Below are 16,635 nucleotides of genomic sequence, written 5' to 3' on the forward strand. Positions count from 1 at the left end.
AATGACTCGCCAAATGAGTGGCACACCATACCCCAGAGACTCAGCGTTAATCAAGCCACCTCTTTGGCAACATTCAAGTTTTTCAGACTCTTCTGTGGGCTTCCCGATCAGCCCTCGCCCTCATCGGCGCGATCCTTTCACCTGTCTTCCGTGCTGCTGCTACCCTCAATAAAGGTTTTAAGCTTATTCGACCGGCTCGGATGACGAAGTTTTCGCAAGGCCTTTGCCTCAATTTGCCGAATTCTCTCACGAGTCACGTTAAAATCTTGCCCAACCTCTTCAAGAGTATGATCACTCTCCTCACCGATGCCGAATCTCATTCGGAGAACCTTTTCCTCGCGAGTGGTGAGGGTCGAAAGGACTCGCCGAGTCTGCTCAGCAAGATTCAAATTAACTATCGCTTCGGCAGGATTAATGACTTTCTTATCCTCAATAAAATCGCCCAAATGAGAATCTTCTTCTTCTCCTACTGGAGTCTCGAGGCTGATCGGCTCCTTCGCGATTTTGAGAACTTTTCGAACCTTATCAACTGCCATGTCCATTTTTTCAGCTATTTCTTCGGGCAGAGGCTCACGGCCAAGTTCTTGAGTCAGATACCGAGATGTTCTCACCAATTTATTGATCGTTTCGATCATGTGCACAGGTATCCGAATTGTACGCGCCTGGTCAGCAATCGCACGAGTGATCGCCTGACGAATCCACCAGGTGGCGTAGGTCGAAAATTTATACCCCCGACGATATTCAAATTTATCGACGGCTTTCATCAATCCAATATTTCCCTCTTGGATCAAATCCAAAAATTGGAGACCTCTGTTTGTATATTTCTTGGCAATCGAGACCACCAAACGCAAATTGGCTTCGACCAACTCCGCCTTGGCTTTATCAGCTTCCCGCTCTCCTCTCCAAATCGCCGTGTATATATTCCGAATTGCTTCGAAAGTCATTTCGGTCTCTCGTGAGAGGCGATCCAAGCGAGCCTCAGCGTTCTCAGCGCGAAGATAATAGGAGCGAAACTGATTGTAAGACAAGCCCGTCTCACGGGTCATCTTTGCTCCCTCTTGGTCACTCGACTCGACGGCTCTAAAACGAACCTTGAGCGCCGCAAGGTCGGCAGCAAAAGCATATTTACAAGCATCACGAATCCGATTGCGCAGCTCCTGCATTCGGTTACGAAGGTTTCTAAACTTAATTACAATGCGATTGATCGTCTTGCGATTAAAATTGATAGATTCAAACTTAGCCATGAGATCAACTAACAATTTATCAATTTCATCGTTTGCTTCTTTGTATTCGGGAGAGGTCACGGATTGGGTCATCAGAATTGGAAAGCATTGGCGAGCGCGCTTTTCATATTTCTTTACATGACCTATCATTTCGTGAATTTTCTCAATATATTCAGCCTCATCGTACTGGGTTTCCTCATCTTCGAGACCACGAAAAATTGCCTTAATTTTGATTCGCCCCTGATCCAAACGCTCGCCCAGCTGGACAATCTCAGAAATACCAATAGGAGACATTAAGATGGCACGGACGATTTCCCGTTCACCGTCTTCAATTCGCCGGGCGATCTCCACTTCCCCTTCACGGGTCAGCAGAGACACAGACCCCATTTTACGAAGATAGAGCCTGACGGGGTCGTTACTCCGGGTGTCTGTGGCCTCTTCCTCTTCTTCCTCTTTTTCTACTTGCTCTTCAGCACTGTCGAGAAAAAAGCCTCCCTCTCCCTCTTCATCCTCTTTCTTCTTTTCTGTCGATTCAGTAATGTTTACACCACTGACCTGTAGAGACTGCATAAAATGATCTAGAACCGCAGAGTCCAATACCTCAGGAGGTAAAATCTCATTGATCTCTTCAATAGTTAGGCTGCCACGTTCCTTCGATAACTTCGTAAATCTCTGGATTTCATCACGAATGATAGCCATCTGCTCATCAATGGAGAACTTTGATAACTTGATCCGGCACTGATGTTTGCGGTTCTTTTGTCATTGAATAGCTCCCAAATGCTCCTTAGATGGTTTCTTTATCGATCTTTTGGACTCGTCGATTCAGTTGGATATTCATAATCTGTTCCAATTTTTCTAGTTGTTCGGAAGTGGGGCGGCCACGCAGATCCACGGCTAACTGGCGGCTCCGGGATTTCAAGTTGGCATCGCGTACCATCCGACTGCAGTCCTCCACTAACTTATGAGCCTCTTCCGAATTAAGGTCTGCCAAATGTTTTTCTAGGTGCTGAAACAAAACCTCAGGGACGTCCACCTGAGAAACCAGCAAGGCTGTTAACTTATCAAATTCATTAGGCATTTGTCCATACAATAGAAGGATCCTACGAAGAACTTCGCGCAGACCTGGGTGAGAAAACATTTCGATGATCCCAGACTCGCCAATCTTCTGCAAATAACGCGAGCTCATAAGAGCCAAATTCACCAATTGTTCCTCAGCTTTAGGCCTCTTCCCGGAAATTACAATCTGCTCTTCTGAGACCTCTTTCGGAAGAGATTTGCTTGAGCAGATTGAAATCTCATCTGAAACGCCCTGTTTTCCTGTCGCTGTGCGTTCGCCTTTTTCTGATTGTTCCAAAGCCTTCGTGAGCCAGTTTTCATCTACACCAAGGCGATCTCCGAGCTCTTGCAGGTAAAGATCCTTCAGTCTATTGTCAGCGATATTTTTGAGTGTGTGTGAAACTCTATCAATAAGTAAAATTTTATCAGCTGAAGATCCCCGATAGTCCTTCATCCAACGGTCTAAGATCAAAATAAAAAGCTCCGGTGCTGCCGCCAAAGATTCCTGCAAAATCTTTGACCCCTTCTTGCGGAGAAAATCATCTGGATCCATCCCCTCTGAAAGAGTTAGACCTCTCGGAAATAGTCCGGCCTGAAGAAGAGTGGGCAGGCTTCGTTCTGTGGCGGCCTGACCTGCTTGGTCTCCGTCAAATAAAACCACAACATTTGATGTAAATCTCTTGAGGAGACGGGCATGATCTAGGGTCAAAGCAGTTCCCAAGAGGGCCACAACATTCTGAATTCCCAACTGAAACAGCGCCAGAAGATCCATATAACCTTCGACAACGATCACCTGATCTTTGGCTCGAATATACTTTGCCGTCTCATTTAATCCGTAAAAAACCTTCCCCTTATGAAAGAGAGGTGATTCGGCACTGTTGAAATACTTAGGCTCTCCCTCTCCCAGAATTCGCCCGCCAAAACCCAAACAACGACCGTCCAGACCAAATATCGGAAAAATGAGTCTGTTTCGAAACAAATCGTAATACCCTGCCTTGCCACCTCCCCGTTGGCGGACAAGCCCCAATATTTCGGCTTCCTTGAACGGAATTCGCCGAGAAGATAAAAGCGAAGACAACTTTTCCCATTCGTTAGGAGCATATCCCAGGCGAAATATCTTAGCTGTCTCAGGACGAATTCCCCTCTTTACGAGATAATCCTTCGCAGGACTCCGATCGAAACCACGGGCCAACTCATCTTCATAGAATTTAATGGCTACTTCGTTAATATTCAGGAATATTTGACGTTCATGTTCTTTGGTCTCTTTGCGTTCTCCAGAAAGATAGACCTCTTCAGGGATGGGAATTCCTGCCTGTCTGGCTAGCCACTCTACAGTCTCGGGAAAACTCATGCCCATGATTGATTCGACAAACTTAAAGATATTTCCAGCCTCCTTGCATCCAAAACAGTAATAAAGTTGTTTGCTTTCGGAGACCGAGAAACTGGGCGTCTTCTCTCTGTGGTTGGGGAAGGGACAAAGCCCCAACATCTGACCTCCAGCTCGCTTGAGTTCAGTCTGACGAGAGATGATATCCACGATGTTATTAGCATCCCGAACTTTATCAATAAAATCGCGAGAAAACTTCATAGGAACAATTAACAATCTTGTGTTTGTGGAGCTCGGCGAATGAATGGGTTCAAAACAATTGCCACTGTGTGATCGCCGAATGCCTGTTCATCATTCACATTACTTACTGCAATTTCGCCTTAACAATTTCGCTCACAAGTTTCCCATCAGCGGAGCCCGCTGTTTTTGCCAAAACCTCTTTTATCACGACGCCCATTTGTTTCATTGAAGTTGCGCTGAGAGTCTTGATGACATTGTCGACGATCTCCTCAACTTCAACACGGCTCATTTGATGAGGCAAGTACCCTTCAAGAACAGATAGCTCATATTTTTCTTTTTCGACGAGATCCTTGCGCCCAGCTTTCTCAAACTGATCAATGGACTCTTTTCTTTGCTTTACCTGCTTTGTCACAACACCAATGATCTCAGCATCATTGATAAGCCCAGGACGCAACTCAATTTCTTTGTACCGAACGGCACTCTGCAAAAAACGAAGCACTTCGAGCCGATGAGAGTCCTTGGCTTTCATTGCTTCTTTCATATCAGCAAGAATTTTTTCTTTTAGGCTCATTTCACCTTCCAACAATAACGAAAGGTTCGAGCGCGCTAAACGCGCCCGCGACCGACTTTTTTCAACTTCTTAACGAGACGCTTTCGCGCCGCGATAGACTTTTTCTTCTTCTGCACGCTGGGCTTTTCGTAATGCTCACGCTTTTTTACTTCTGACAAAATCCCAGATTTCTCACAAGATTTTTTGAATCGTCGGAAGGCCTGTTCAAAAGCTTCGCTGTCACGTATTCTGATCAGTGCCAAGGATAATCACCTGCCCTTCGTGTAAAGTCAGTCCAAGCGGACCGGATTTGCTGCTTTTAATAACAGCAAAGAAGGCCAGGTCTATCAAAGGATTCCCCGCTTGACAAACCCTATTCCGAGCCCGGATTCTCCGGGTTCGAAACAAAACCCCAACCGGCTGATGATCTTTCTATGAATCTAAATGAGAAGTGGATGAGGCTTGCCCTTGAAATGGCAAAACAAGGGGAAACAATTGGAGAAGTCCCGGTTGGGGCCGTCATCGTTCTCGAAGGGGAGCTTGTCGCAAAGTCCCACAACCTGAGAGAATCATGCTTAAATCCAACCTATCATGCTGAGGTCTTAGCTATTCAGGAGGCCTCTCAAAAACTGGGGCGCTGGCGTTTAACTGGTTGTGAGCTCTATGTAACCCTGGAACCCTGTGTGATGTGTTCCGGGGCTATCATTCAGGCCCGTCTTGACCGCGTCATTTATGGCGCCAGGGATCCCAAAGCCGGGGCCGTAGAGTCCCTCTATCAGATTCTTTCCGACTCTCGGTTGAATCATCGTCCTTTAGTTGCTGGTGGAGTCCTCGAAGAAGAGTGCAGTCAAGTTCTCAAGAACTTTTTTCGCCGAAAGAGGCCGGCCGATATTCGTTAGATTTCGGACGAAAAACGGCCGCCATTGCTCATTTTGAATGTTCTTGGCCCATTAAATCAGCAGAAAGGCACGGCACGAAACATGCTGACACCAGATACTCACAAACTATTAGCCCCTTTTTTTGGAGTAACGAACGATGAAAAAAGCTTCTTTAATGATCGCCTTGAGCATTTTAACTACAATCAACAGCTTCGCCCAACAGAAAGAACCAGGACGCAGATCGCTCAAAGACATTGCGGCTAGTTACACTCATGATCAACAAACAAATGCCCTCGCGTTTCAAGGCCTATTGGGCCTTCTGGATGTAGGCCTGGCTGCAAAAATGTACAGCGCTGCAAAATCTCTGCAGCCAGATGCAATTAAAATTCGTGAATTAGAGTCGCAAATTCGTAGGACAAAAACAGAGTTATCCACTATTGAAGATATCTACAGAACTGCGAATGCTAATATGAATAGATCGTATGGCGAAATTACGAACTCAGAGATTGTTTCAGCCATTCCGAAAGAAACTGGAATAGAAAGCAATGCAAGACTCGATGAGATGGCAGCCCACCAAGCGATTACCGACAAATTAAATGCTAAAAAAAGAGAACTCTCAAATTTTGAATCCCAACTAAAAAAATTAAAGGTGGGATTTTTCTCCCGATGTGGTCGCAAGGGACTCACTGCCGTTGCAACCACTGTTGGCGTCGTTATGGTTGCGAATCTCGGAGCAAGAACCTACCTCGTGTTTGTTGACGAATCCGATCCAGGATTATTTCCCGTCTTAGACTTAGCAGCCGAGAAATTTGATTCCATCGGCGGGCTGGAACTGATTGACACTATTTCAAACAAAGGCGCAGGAACTGTGAATGAGATTTATACTGCCTTGGCTGGTAAAATCGGCGGTCAATAATTTCCCAATGTTCTAGGAAGGGAGGCCTCACTCATGAAAAATGCGGTTTTGCCTCCCATAGCTCTGCTCGTTCTATTTGCCATAACCGGCATCTCTCTCGCTTGGTCAGCTTGGTCAGAAACTAATTCCGACCGGCAAGCGGGTCTCTGCAGACGCCTGGTGACAGCTACGATAGAGTCCACCTCGAAAATCACATCGAGCGCAGTGAGCAAAACAAAACAGTATCTCAGAGAAGTCAGAGCATCCAAGGGTCGAAGAATAATAGCAAAGCCGGCTGAATTGGGTGAGCCCGAAACTCAGTGGATGGGACTGCTGACTAAAGTCACATCGAATCAAGCTGACTTTGACGGCTGGCAACGATGGACTCGTTGGATGAGAGCTCCTTCCCATTGGCTCGCAAGACTGATGGGTCAACCAAATTACCGACTCACGCCAGGAACCTTTTTCTATCGGACTGGCGTAGAACTACCCGTGCAATCTCTGTTCAAACGTCTTCGAAACGAGAATATGAGGCCAACCCTTGTGACTGCCATGCTTATGACGGCAATCTACACGACTCCCATCACATTAGCCTTGGACAGTGCTTTGGAAAGTCGCAGCCAACAAAATACCACCCAGATTGAAACACTCATTGAACATGATTACCGATTCCAATCCATCTTAGACCTTCGGCGCTCAGGGCAAATCAACAGATCAGAGGCTGCGCAGGCAGCTTTTCTTTTAAAGATGGCCTGGGAAGAATATTGGCAGCGCTTTGGAAGCCTCTCGCCGGAGCAGCTTCTTTCCGAAGACGTCGCTCGCGTGGAAAGTGGCCATCCTCTCTATATTCACCTCAACCAGCTCTTCACCCGGGGTATCGAAGCCAAACCTGGAGCTCAACACACAAGCCGGGGACTCGGTCCGCTCAGTCTGGAAGAAAAAAGGGACCTGTTGCTTCTCACCTATCAGTCTTACGCTCGAGCCGCGCTTTCGGTAGATTGGCTTCTCCGCCATATTCCGGCGCGAACTCGAATTCCAGACTGGATCTCAGAGAGCATTTCTCAGTTTGAGAATGACGACTTTGCTCTACAAGTACGATCCAGAATTCAATCAGGCGAAATTTCCAGACTTCAGGGGGTGAAGTTACTCCAAGAAGATATTTCTAACCAATTAACATTGGCCATCAATTTACGACTTGGAATCACCTTTGTAATTGAAGAATCTGGCCAAACCATCACACTCGAGATGTTGCGAGACGAGCTACTCGGAACAAAATGAATTATGGACTGCTGATTCCCTGCTTGGCCAAAATAGCTTTTGCCTGAATCATTCCTATTCCAGTCACTTCAACCATTTTTTTTCGACTACTCGCCCCACGTTGCACAGTTACTTGCCTCTGACGGACCTCAAAAAGCTCAGATATAAACGATTCTACAGCCTCGTTGGCTTTTCCATCGACGGGCGGGGCTTTAATTCGAAGCTTCAGACTGCCATTGTGCTCCCCAATGATCTCTGATCTGGATGCATTGGGCTGTACGATCAAACTCAGTAGAATGCCATTTTTGATTTCCCTTAACATATCTTCAGATCCGACTCCCTTAGTAGAACCAGCAGCATACCTCAATTTGACTCCTAAGGTCATGGGCGACGAGCCTGAATAACAAACTTTTTTATTTTTTGCCTTATTTTCAGATTCTAAGATAGATGATAGTCGTCAGGAAACGAGCTCGCACAGCCGATTTGGTCGGCCCAAAGAGTCTGATGATGAGAAATAGGCAGGACAAAATGAAAAGAAGCGAGAATTCGAAACCAGAAGAATTGATAAAGCCGCTTGATCCGGTCGAGTCATTGGCCGCAATGCACCACGAATTTGGCGAACATGGGGGTGTTAACATGTCCATTGAAGCCAGCACGACTTTTTCTGTGATGGATGCAAGGACTCTCCCTGCGATATTTCGTGGACAAGTTGGCCCTAACCAGGGTGGGTGCTTTCTTTACGGAAGGCATTTCAATCCAACCGTATACAACTTAGGGAAGCAGTTGGCCCATATGGAGGGATCTGAGACTGGCTACTGCACTTCCTCAGGAATGGGCGCGATTTCATCTGCCGTTCTCCAATACTGCAATAGCGGGGACGAGATCTTGGCAAGCCACACAATTTACGGAGGAACCTTTGCTTTTTTTAAGGATTTTCTCCCCTTAAAATGTGGAATTAAAACCACTTTCGTCGATGTCTTGAATTTGGATTTGGTCGAAAGCTCCTTCACCAAAAATACACGCATTCTCTACATTGAGACCATGTCGAATCCCATGTTGAGTATCCCAGACATTCCAAAGCTGGCTAACCTCGCTCACAAGCATGGAGTTAAGCTTGTTGTCGACAATACTTTCACTCCCTTGATTGTATCCCCAATAAAATGGGGAGCCGACGTTGTCATTCACTCTCTCACCAAGTTCATTAACGGAGCTTCTGATATTATTGCTGGAGCTATTTGTGGACCGACCTCGCTGATTGAATCTCTGATGGATCTCCATCTGGGCTCCATGATGCTTCTCGGCCCAACTCTAGATCCCCATTCAGCATCTTCCATTAGCCTTCGAATTCCGCACTTATCTCTTCGCATGAAGGAGCACTCTCATCGAGCCTTGATTTTTGCTCAACGATTGGAAGAACTAAGGGTCCCAGTTATTTATCCAGGCCTTCCTTCTCATCCGGGTCGATCATGCTTGGATCGAATCCGAAATAAGGAATACGGCTACGGGGGTCTCCTGTGCATCGATATGGAGACAACTGAACGGGCTTATCGACTCATGGATCTTCTTCAAAATGGAGAAAAATTTGGAATCATGGCTGTGAGCCTTGGGTACTCTGAAACCCTGATGACATGTCCTGCTAGCACCACCTCCAGCGAACTGAGTGAGGAGGAACTCAAAAATGCGGGAATACGACCAGGACTGGTCCGCCTATCAATTGGCTACACCGGCACCATTGAGCAAAGATGGAGCCAGTTTGAAAGAGCACTCAATAAAATTGGAATAAAGAAAACATAAGGAGTAGGTCTCTTAAGCACCAAAAAAAACGAGAAGTGCCCGTCAGTCGCCGTCCATTCTACCCTGAAGGTTGGAGTAAACTTTGTATCCTCCTCCAGTGACTTCAAAAAACAGAAGAGGTAAGTCCGCTCACTGAAGCATGAACGAGATAACCAGATGCTAGTTCCTGTCTCGCTCCGCTCGATGAAAAACCAGCGACTGAACTCCGTCCTGCAGCAGGTAAAAAGTCAAAATTTTTCTGGAGTAAAACCACGGAGCCCATATTTGTCACTCGCATCGTCTTTGTCCCAGCAGAATTGGCTCTCATCGCACAAACGGAGACGCCATTGACGTCAGAACTCGTGCACGGAGACCCGGTCACTCCAACTCCGCTCAAAATTTGGTAGTCGGGACGATAATTAGCCACGACCTTTCCATCAGAATTAACCAATCTGATCAAAATATAGAGTGGCGTCTGACCATCGGCAATGCCCGACCCGCTCACTATAATTTCAGATCTCCCAAAATCATTCCCACTGCTACCAATACCAATATGTCCCTTTATTTCATTATTAATACTGCAGCCAAAGAGCGACAAACTGAGGGCAAAAAAGACGAAGGCACCCCTTCCATTTGCATATGAAGCGGGTGAAGCATTCTCGCCTCCAGATCCCGCCGACGCCAATGTCATACAAAGATTCAATTTCCACCAACGTGTCATAATAAAACCCCTGAGTCTAATACCAAAGTGCCAAGAAAATGATCGTTCCTATCGTTCTTATCATTGTAATAAGCCTTTTGACCCTTCGCAAACGAGTCTCACCCTCTGGCTCCAAATGGGTCGTCAATATCGTTTCTTTTTGATAAAAAAGGCTATCCCCTTTCGTTTTAGCGATCAGTCAAGCATTGAAAATAGGGATTGAGAAGCATAAGGTGGGTGGCGATGACTGAGCTTCGATTTTCTTTTCCACGAATTTTTGTTCGCCTTTTATTGATTGCCTTACAGGTGACTGCCATCATGCCAGTGGCAAAAGCCTCCGGTGATCCCGAACCCACGAGCTTTAATCACTCACAATTTTTTGAACCTCAATTGATTCGAGATGAGCTCACTTCTCCGCTCAAGGCAGACACTCGGAATTGGCTTATCGGCGGTACCACATTAACTGCCGCTCTCGTCCTCTTAAAGGGGGAAGTCGTCGATCCAATTCAAAGGGATTTTTCTCAACGTAAACCGCTGGGAGATTTCTCTGTTCTTGGCGATTATGGAGGCAGATTTATCCCTAATGCAATTTACTCGGGGGCGATGTTCTGTGCCTACAAAATTACAAACGAAAGTTCCTATCTTGGGTTTAGTCTTATCATGATGAAAGCCAGCGTGTATGCTGTCGCGACGTCTACCCTACTCAAAGTCACAATTCAAGAACCGCGCCCCAACGACAGAAGTGATACAAAATCATTTCCTTCCGGTCACACCACCGCCGCGTTTGCATTTTCGTCCGTGGTGACAGCTGAACATGGTTTCTTCCCTTACGGTCTCATGGCCACAGCTCTAGCCACACTGACAGGCTTGAGTCGAATAAATGACAACAAACACTACCTCCACGATGTTGTGGCCGGAGCCACGATAGGTACGGTTTTTGGTCTTGGAGTCTCAAGGGTCAATCAATCCAGAGCAGACAGCAAACGCGAGCAATCAAAGATCGCCTTTCCTCGGTGGCAAATTGCTCCCGCAATGACGAAGGACTTCTTCGGTCTGTTACTTAGCTTTGATTTAGGATAATAGGATAAATTGAATATGATCCCATTTGAAAATCAACCTCCAATCGCCATTAGTGCCTCGCGGTTATTCAAGCGCTTTGCTCCCTCTCTGCCCCCTGCTGTCAATCATCTTGACCTTCAAGTCTCGGTTGGAGAATCCGTTGCGTTTCTTGGGCCAAATGGAGCTGGCAAAAGCACCACTATCAAATTGCTCTGCGGTATTCTAGTTCCAGATCATGGGGAAGCGAAGATCATGGGAGCCCCAGCTGGATCAAAAAAAGCAAATCTCTCACTCGGTTTGGTCTTTGGAGCAAGATCACAACTGTATTTTCATATGACCGTACACCAATGCCTCATTTTGCAAGCTGAAACCTATTACGTCAGCGGTGCAGATCAGAAAATGCGCATCGGCGAACTAAGCGAAATATTTGGCGCCACACACCTTTTAAAAAGGCGAATTCGAGAACTCTCTTTAGGGGAGCGAATGCGCTGTGAGATTATCGCAAGCCTTGTTCACCGGCCAAAAGTGATACTTTTGGATGAACCAACGATCGGCCTAGATATAGGCGCCAAACTGAGCCTTCGTGAAAAATTGAAGGAATGGCAGAGGAATGAAAAAACAACGATGCTTCTCACTAGCCATGACTTAGGCGATGTCGAAGCCCTTTGTGAGCGTTGCATCCTCATCAATCACGGAGAAAAGGCCTATGATGGACGCCTCGAGCAAGTCAGAGGAGACTTGTCTACCATTCGAAGAATTAAACTTTTACTTGGTGAAGGGGCCGTTTCCACTCAAGATCTCATCAAGGGGCTGCGTGAAATCGAAGGCAACAACCCCATGGAAAAGAATTTTGAATTTTGTTTAGATAAAACCCCACTTCCGAAGGTCATGGAATTTTTATCCATGAACTACGGGACCCTTCTTCAAGATATCCAAATCTCTGGAGTTCCACTGGAAGAGGTCATTCAAAAGCGCTACTCACGCACACGAACTGAAACGAAACAGACGTTATGTTAAAATCCGTCTACCAAAACTCTGTTCTGGAAATTCGGTACTATCTTTTACTCATGTCTTTTAGCCTCCGCGAAAATTATACCGATTTGCGTGCCACAGGAGTTACCTATTTTCTCTATTGTTTCTTCATTTGGCTCCTTTTCCCTTGTCTGGGTAAAGTTTCATCCTCAGAGCAGTCATTTTTCTCACACTCAAGTTTTTCTTTATCTTGGTGTTACAGAAATGCTGTTTATGAGCTTTCTTAGCAAAAAGATGATCCTGCGAGGCACTGAGGATTTTTCTCTCTTTCTCGCGCGCCCACGTTCTTGGCTGGCCCGGGAGGTCTTTTCCAATATTGGAAACTGTCTGGGTAAGAGAATCATGTATTCATTGTTTCTCCTTGGATTTTCGGTCCTACTCGGCGCCTCCCCAACCCATAAGATCGGATTTATGGGAAGAATCATCGAACTCATCATCCTCCTAGCAATTCCCCAAGCTCTCTTAGTCACTCTTTTTAGTGCTTTTCGGCTCTCTTATGCACAAACAGATTATTTTATTCTGCCATTTTCTAAACTGTTCTTGGCTCTCGGCGGTGTTTTCGGTCCTCTCAGTGATTTTGCCGATCCCTGGAGGAAGATTTTTCTTCAGTTACCTGGATCTGATCTCTTTTTTCAGCCTGCCTTTTACGCAGTCCACGGACACTTCTATCAAACAACAGGAAAAATTTGGCTTTTTCGAGTATTGCTCATTGATTCTGTTTTGATCCTATTGCTCCTTTTCTTTTACAAAAGAGGACGCAAGCTCTTTCAGGCCTGGGGAGGTTAACATGAATCTCATTATCCGCTCAGCTGGGTTTCACTTTAAATCTCACTGGTCGAGTCAATCGAATTTCTGGATTGGCATTGCTGGCATGCTTGTGAATAATTCCCTCACTCTTTTGGGCATTTGGGCCATGCTTTTTGCGGGAAAAACTGCTCTCGTCGAAGCGAGGGACGCTTTTTTTATCATGAATTTTGTTCTCATGTTGGCTTGGGGTATGATCCATGTGTTTTTAGGTGGAGTCACAAATCTGGATACTCAGATCAACCAGGGGAGTCTCGATCTAGCAATGGTAACGCCAAGAAGTCCCTTCTTGACCTTATCCTTGACCAGTTCCGACTTGCCCGCCTGGGGCGACGTGATTTTAGGCGGCTTGGGTCTGGTTATTTTTTCGTTTCACACAGGATTTCTCTTTTTTCTTCATAGCTTAGTCATGGTCTTTTTTGCCTGCGTTTCTCTCTATTCCTTTTTCCTTTTCGCTGGATCACTGGCCTTTTGGTTTCGCCGAACCGAAAATGCTCATTCCGTCTTAATCAATATGTGTGTGGCGTTCAATACTTATCCCATTTTTGGCGGAAGAGAGAGCGGATCGCGTTGGGCTATCTTTCTAACTCCCATCTTGCTCGCCGGTGTGATACCAGCATCTTTTTTGGTGCAGCCCACAATGGAATCACTCGCTTTGGAAGTGATTGGCAGTCTGGTCGTTCTATTTGGAGCAAGAAAATTTTTTTACTTAGGGATGAAAAGGTATCAGAGTTGCTCCATACTCGGACTTCAGAGATAAAGTAGATCTTGAATTTATTTTCGATTTACTTCCAATTTATTTCTTGAAATACCTCACATAGCTTTTGGATTCTGCAATTTTTCTCCAAGAACTTGCCGGGTCTTTTCAAGCCTTGGACTTTCCCGCACTCTTTTGTGGAGCGAATTAAAAATTTCTGAGGCTTCAATCGACTTCCCTAATTGAATAGAATAGAAAACATCTCCGAGTATAATATTATCTCGAATCGAAAATCGAAAATCCTCATCCTGGATCGATTCTCTTGGCTTTAATTCCGGATCGATAGACTGGTAACTGTCCTTTTCATTCTGCCAAGCTTTTCTTGCTTGTTTCATTTCACTTTCTGAAGCTGTCTTGCTTACTGTCCTTTCGGCGACCGCCACGTCTACCGTGGGTACCTTGAACTCACTATTTCCGAAACCCAATTTGCATATTTCTGATTTGGCTTCTGATAACGGACCTTGGCCACAATTGATATTTTAGAAACATCCTTTCGAATTCGAACTTGAAATGGAATATCCACGAAATTCTTTGTCGGTATAACGTTTTTCTGATCTGAGGAAAACAACCACGACCGATGCCTATCAGTCTCCATCAAATTACCTTCGACATCCCTTGGCACAGACCTAAAAACAAGGGTGTTTCTTTCATCCAGCAGATTATCCTTGTCTAAGCTGCCATATTGATAAATCAGATCTCCCTTCTCGTCTTTAATGCTTATTTCTGGCCAAGCTAGAACTAAATCGCTCTCTGGTCCGGCAGGAAAGGAATGCCCGACGCCAATGTTGGCGATCCGAACAATAAGATCCACCTTTCGGCCCATAAATACACTGGGCGATAAAATCCCAATAAAAATTTTTTTATCTTGAATAAACTTTTGAGAATCCCTCATCTGAGTTTCTTTTCCAAAGAGTTTAGCCATTGTAAATCCTGCGGATAAAAATCGATGGTTTGCTACTTTTCCTTTTGTCTTAGCTGAAACATCAGCATTCGTGCTGATCCCTGCCATATGGCAATTCTGACAGGTCTTAAAATTCGCAGACGCTGATTGTCCATAATGCCCATCTCTCCAACTGGGATACTGTAGGCGCATGTGGCAGGCAGCACAGTATCTTGCCTCTTTATAATCGGACTTCATATACTCTTGTTTATGCGATGAAGGTTTCATTTTAATAATACTATTGTGCAACGAAGCGATAACTTCATTTTTTGATTCTGAAAACAGGAATTCATTTTTTTCCTCAACCTGATAGGACACCCACTGCCCGGTCACCTTCACTTTGCTCATTTTGTGACAGAGAACACATGAGGCTCCCTCATGTGTTCTGAAATTCCGTAATCGTGATTGATTTGCCCTGCTACGAGACCGACGGGTGAATGGCAAGCGGCACAGACCTTAAATGCCTCAGATCCTTTGTGATTTGTATGAGGCGTCTTAAAAAGACCCTTGTCAGCCTCTGAATTCAATAATTCTGCGGTCTTCATCACAAAGGGATTGGGCGTTCTGTAGTGGACCGATTCTTCCCACTGTTTATAGATTTCTTCATGACAGCCACTTGTACCGCAACTCTTTGAATTGGTAAAACCATCAAGAGTGATGAGGTTCCCCTTAGCAAGAGAAACGTGACCTGGAGAGAGGATATTTTCTGTTTGTGACTTGCGACCCTTGCTGAGATAGTTCTTATAAACGTATCTCGCTTCGATTGCCAAACCAAGAGTCAAAGTGAAGGCCACCAGAGTCACCGTCCATCGGACACCTGAGTAGACTATTTTTTTTAAAGCTTTGTGAAAGATGTTCTTCTGGAGTGGCAACAAAGAGTCCCAAACCAGTCGGATAATAGAATAAACATAGGCCGATAGAAATATAACAGCCATAAAGGATGAAAGAATATGAAACCACCACATCCATTTAATTCCTGTCACCCCAATCAACAGAATAGGAAGTGCCGTCCCATACGAAATAATCAAATTCACAAGCGAGAGGATACCAAACCACCAAAGCCTCCTTTCGCCTCTTGAGGAGCCGTGAATCCGTAGGCGAAAATAGAGCATCATGATAGAGAATATGAGAGAAATACCCAGATAAGCATGAGCTAAAAGAACAAATCCAGAGACAGAATTTAATTTGTCACACAATAGAAGAGTGATTCCCGTGATCAATTCAAATGCGATCAGACACAATCCAAATCTGAACAGTCCCGTTTTCCAATCCCGGGAAGTTTCGATTTTTCGTATCTCCTTCACAAAGGAATCCGACAAAGTTGTGACCTTCAGCAAGAGATGTTTTCAAGACATGGGAGTAATTATAATAATATTATCTCAATACGGAAGGGGATAAGAGCAATCGATAAGAGAATTATCAAAGTGCTCTCGGTCCGACCTCTGGAATCCCAAAATCACTAGAGAGAAGCGAAAAATGAAACCCTAGAGATCACGGGTCCAATCTTCATATAACTGTATGGCATCAATATGCCTTATTTCACGCACCGGCTCGAGCTCAAGGTCGATTTCAACCGGGGCGGCAGGGTCGGTAATTGCTCGCACCCATTCTGCCAAAGTCAGAGGTCTTGGCGAGATCGATACATCAAAGATCCATATTCCACCTCCTTCACCAGCGGAGCTTCGTGCATAAGCCACAATGTGCCAACCCCATTGATACTCACGCTGATCCACCCAAGAAATTCCAGTTAGATTTCCTGCCGCTATCAAACGGCCAAGAAAGATATCGCGATCACTCGAAAAGATTGAAATCTCTTCGGCTCGGGAGTTACACCCCCAAACAATATTTGATAGACTTCTGAGTGACTTCGTTACACAGAAGCCCGCCATCAATAAACGCGCTTGAGATTCACTTAAGACAGTAGTCAGATCTGGTACTGATCTAAATTTTTCCTCCATTCTCTCAACAAACGACTGCCTCGCTTCTTCAATCGAATTCCACCGTGAACGAGGTGCCTGGGAAAAATAAAGATCAGGGGATTCATATCTTAAAGCTGCCTTCCAATTGCGAGGCCGCTTCTTCATGAAGATAGATTCTGGAAGGGTGGCCCCTTTCAGCAAACCAAAACAAGACCCACTGCCTAG

Annotated in this window: 18 protein-coding genes; 8 read left to right on the plus strand and 10 right to left on the minus strand. The window is 45.4% G+C overall.

All coding sequences use genetic code 11. The annotated features are described in order from the left end of the window. Nucleotides 1-137 precede the first annotated feature (137 nt). From rpoD to IPJ71_15340, 4 genes are all read right to left on the minus strand, one after another. Nucleotides 138-1,922, minus strand: a complete 1,785-nt coding sequence (rpoD, locus tag IPJ71_15325; protein MBK7845030.1) for an RNA polymerase sigma factor RpoD — start codon at nucleotides 1,920-1,922, stop codon at nucleotides 138-140. Nucleotides 1,923-2,007: 85 nt separating this feature from the next. After that, nucleotides 2,008-3,867 carry a DNA primase gene (locus tag IPJ71_15330; GenBank protein MBK7845031.1) on the minus strand — a complete coding sequence of 620 codons (1,860 nt, stop codon included), beginning with the start codon at nucleotides 3,865-3,867 and terminating at the stop codon, nucleotides 2,008-2,010. 103 nt (nucleotides 3,868-3,970) lie between these two features. Beyond that, a complete protein-coding gene (locus IPJ71_15335; protein ID MBK7845032.1) occupies nucleotides 3,971-4,417 on the minus strand; it encodes a GatB/YqeY domain-containing protein in 447 nt (148 codons plus the stop codon). A gap of 35 nt (nucleotides 4,418-4,452) precedes the next feature. After that, nucleotides 4,453-4,659, minus strand: a complete 207-nt coding sequence (locus tag IPJ71_15340) for a 30S ribosomal protein S21 (GenBank protein ID MBK7845033.1) — start codon at nucleotides 4,657-4,659, stop codon at nucleotides 4,453-4,455. A 171-nt stretch (nucleotides 4,660-4,830) separates the two neighbouring features. Here IPJ71_15340 and IPJ71_15345 point away from each other — a divergent pair, with 171 nt between their 5' ends. From IPJ71_15345 to IPJ71_15355, 3 genes are all read left to right on the plus strand, one after another. Continuing rightward, on the plus strand, nucleotides 4,831-5,295 hold the full coding sequence (locus IPJ71_15345; GenBank protein MBK7845034.1) for a nucleoside deaminase: 465 nt from the start codon (nucleotides 4,831-4,833) through the stop codon (nucleotides 5,293-5,295). A gap of 136 nt (nucleotides 5,296-5,431) precedes the next feature. Continuing rightward, nucleotides 5,432-6,190: a hypothetical protein gene (locus tag IPJ71_15350; protein ID MBK7845035.1), complete on the plus strand. Its 759-nt coding sequence runs from the start codon at nucleotides 5,432-5,434 to the stop codon at nucleotides 6,188-6,190. A gap of 33 nt (nucleotides 6,191-6,223) precedes the next feature. Continuing rightward, nucleotides 6,224-7,447, plus strand: a complete 1,224-nt coding sequence (locus IPJ71_15355) for a hypothetical protein (GenBank protein ID MBK7845036.1) — start codon at nucleotides 6,224-6,226, stop codon at nucleotides 7,445-7,447. Between the two features lies 1 nt (nucleotide 7,448). Here the strand turns inward: IPJ71_15355 and IPJ71_15360 are convergent, their stop codons facing one another. After that, nucleotides 7,449-7,748, minus strand: a complete 300-nt coding sequence (locus IPJ71_15360; GenBank protein MBK7845037.1) for a YggU family protein — start codon at nucleotides 7,746-7,748, stop codon at nucleotides 7,449-7,451. 278 nt (nucleotides 7,749-8,026) lie between these two features. Between IPJ71_15360 and IPJ71_15365 the strand changes: the two genes are divergently transcribed. After that, entirely contained in the window at nucleotides 8,027-9,220 is a 1,194-nt protein-coding gene (locus IPJ71_15365) for an aminotransferase class V-fold PLP-dependent enzyme (protein ID MBK7845038.1), read from the plus strand. 103 nt (nucleotides 9,221-9,323) lie between these two features. Here IPJ71_15365 and IPJ71_15370 read toward each other — a convergent pair whose 3' ends face one another. Continuing rightward, nucleotides 9,324-9,920: a hypothetical protein gene (locus IPJ71_15370; GenBank protein MBK7845039.1), complete on the minus strand. Its 597-nt coding sequence runs from the start codon at nucleotides 9,918-9,920 to the stop codon at nucleotides 9,324-9,326. Between the two features lie 222 nt (nucleotides 9,921-10,142). Here IPJ71_15370 and IPJ71_15375 point away from each other — a divergent pair, with 222 nt between their 5' ends. From IPJ71_15375 to IPJ71_15390, 4 genes are all read left to right on the plus strand, one after another. Further along, a complete protein-coding gene (locus IPJ71_15375) occupies nucleotides 10,143-10,979 on the plus strand; it encodes a phosphatase PAP2 family protein (protein MBK7845040.1) in 837 nt (278 codons plus the stop codon). A 15-nt stretch (nucleotides 10,980-10,994) separates the two neighbouring features. Continuing rightward, a complete protein-coding gene (locus IPJ71_15380; protein ID MBK7845041.1) occupies nucleotides 10,995-11,975 on the plus strand; it encodes an ATP-binding cassette domain-containing protein in 981 nt (326 codons plus the stop codon). 87 nt (nucleotides 11,976-12,062) lie between these two features. Beyond that, a complete protein-coding gene (locus tag IPJ71_15385) occupies nucleotides 12,063-12,776 on the plus strand; it encodes a hypothetical protein (protein MBK7845042.1) in 714 nt (237 codons plus the stop codon). A gap of 1 nt (nucleotide 12,777) precedes the next feature. After that, nucleotides 12,778-13,554 (plus strand): ABC-2 family transporter protein, encoded by a 777-nt coding sequence (locus tag IPJ71_15390; protein ID MBK7845043.1) that lies wholly within the window; start codon nucleotides 12,778-12,780, stop codon nucleotides 13,552-13,554. Between the two features lie 53 nt (nucleotides 13,555-13,607). Here IPJ71_15390 and IPJ71_15395 read toward each other — a convergent pair whose 3' ends face one another. From IPJ71_15395 to IPJ71_15410, 4 genes are all read right to left on the minus strand, one after another. Continuing rightward, complete coding sequence (locus IPJ71_15395) at nucleotides 13,608-13,886, minus strand: hypothetical protein (protein MBK7845044.1); 279 nt, start codon at nucleotides 13,884-13,886, stop codon at nucleotides 13,608-13,610. 50 nt (nucleotides 13,887-13,936) lie between these two features. Next, a complete protein-coding gene (locus IPJ71_15400; protein MBK7845045.1) occupies nucleotides 13,937-14,839 on the minus strand; it encodes a hypothetical protein in 903 nt (300 codons plus the stop codon). Next, entirely contained in the window at nucleotides 14,836-15,795 is a 960-nt protein-coding gene (locus tag IPJ71_15405; protein MBK7845046.1) for a hypothetical protein, read from the minus strand. Before IPJ71_15405 ends, IPJ71_15400 begins: the two co-directional genes overlap by 4 nt. Before the next feature lie 180 nt (nucleotides 15,796-15,975). After that, a complete protein-coding gene (locus IPJ71_15410; protein MBK7845047.1) occupies nucleotides 15,976-16,575 on the minus strand; it encodes a hypothetical protein in 600 nt (199 codons plus the stop codon). Between the last annotated feature and the right edge of the window lie 60 nt (nucleotides 16,576-16,635).

This window comes from Bdellovibrionales bacterium (assembly GCA_016714165.1).
Taxonomy (GTDB): domain Bacteria; phylum Bdellovibrionota; class Bdellovibrionia; order Bdellovibrionales; family UBA1609; genus JADJVA01.

Excerpts from the sequence above, each read along its gene's own strand:
- rpoD (MBK7845030.1), bottom strand. The coding sequence starts at position 1,922 with ATGGCTATCATTCGTGATGAAATCCAGAGATTTACGAAGTTATCGAAG.
- IPJ71_15400 (MBK7845045.1), bottom strand. The coding sequence starts at position 14,839 with ATGAGCAAAGTGAAGGTGACCGGGCAGTGGGTGTCCTATCAGGTTGAG.
- IPJ71_15355 (MBK7845036.1), top strand. The coding sequence starts at position 6,224 with ATGAAAAATGCGGTTTTGCCTCCCATAGCTCTGCTCGTTCTATTTGCC.
- IPJ71_15365 (MBK7845038.1), top strand. The coding sequence starts at position 8,027 with ATGCACCACGAATTTGGCGAACATGGGGGTGTTAACATGTCCATTGAA.
- IPJ71_15345 (MBK7845034.1), top strand. The coding sequence starts at position 4,831 with ATGAATCTAAATGAGAAGTGGATGAGGCTTGCCCTTGAAATGGCAAAA.
- IPJ71_15395 (MBK7845044.1), bottom strand. The coding sequence starts at position 13,886 with ATGAAACAAGCAAGAAAAGCTTGGCAGAATGAAAAGGACAGTTACCAG.
- IPJ71_15390 (MBK7845043.1), top strand. The coding sequence starts at position 12,778 with ATGAATCTCATTATCCGCTCAGCTGGGTTTCACTTTAAATCTCACTGG.
- IPJ71_15370 (MBK7845039.1), bottom strand. The coding sequence starts at position 9,920 with ATGACACGTTGGTGGAAATTGAATCTTTGTATGACATTGGCGTCGGCG.
- IPJ71_15350 (MBK7845035.1), top strand. The coding sequence starts at position 5,432 with ATGAAAAAAGCTTCTTTAATGATCGCCTTGAGCATTTTAACTACAATC.
- IPJ71_15360 (MBK7845037.1), bottom strand. The coding sequence starts at position 7,748 with ATGTTAAGGGAAATCAAAAATGGCATTCTACTGAGTTTGATCGTACAG.
- IPJ71_15375 (MBK7845040.1), top strand. The coding sequence starts at position 10,143 with ATGACTGAGCTTCGATTTTCTTTTCCACGAATTTTTGTTCGCCTTTTA.
- IPJ71_15380 (MBK7845041.1), top strand. The coding sequence starts at position 10,995 with ATGATCCCATTTGAAAATCAACCTCCAATCGCCATTAGTGCCTCGCGG.
- IPJ71_15330 (MBK7845031.1), bottom strand. The coding sequence starts at position 3,867 with ATGAAGTTTTCTCGCGATTTTATTGATAAAGTTCGGGATGCTAATAAC.
- IPJ71_15410 (MBK7845047.1), bottom strand. The coding sequence starts at position 16,575 with ATGAAGAAGCGGCCTCGCAATTGGAAGGCAGCTTTAAGATATGAATCC.
- IPJ71_15335 (MBK7845032.1), bottom strand. The coding sequence starts at position 4,417 with ATGAGCCTAAAAGAAAAAATTCTTGCTGATATGAAAGAAGCAATGAAA.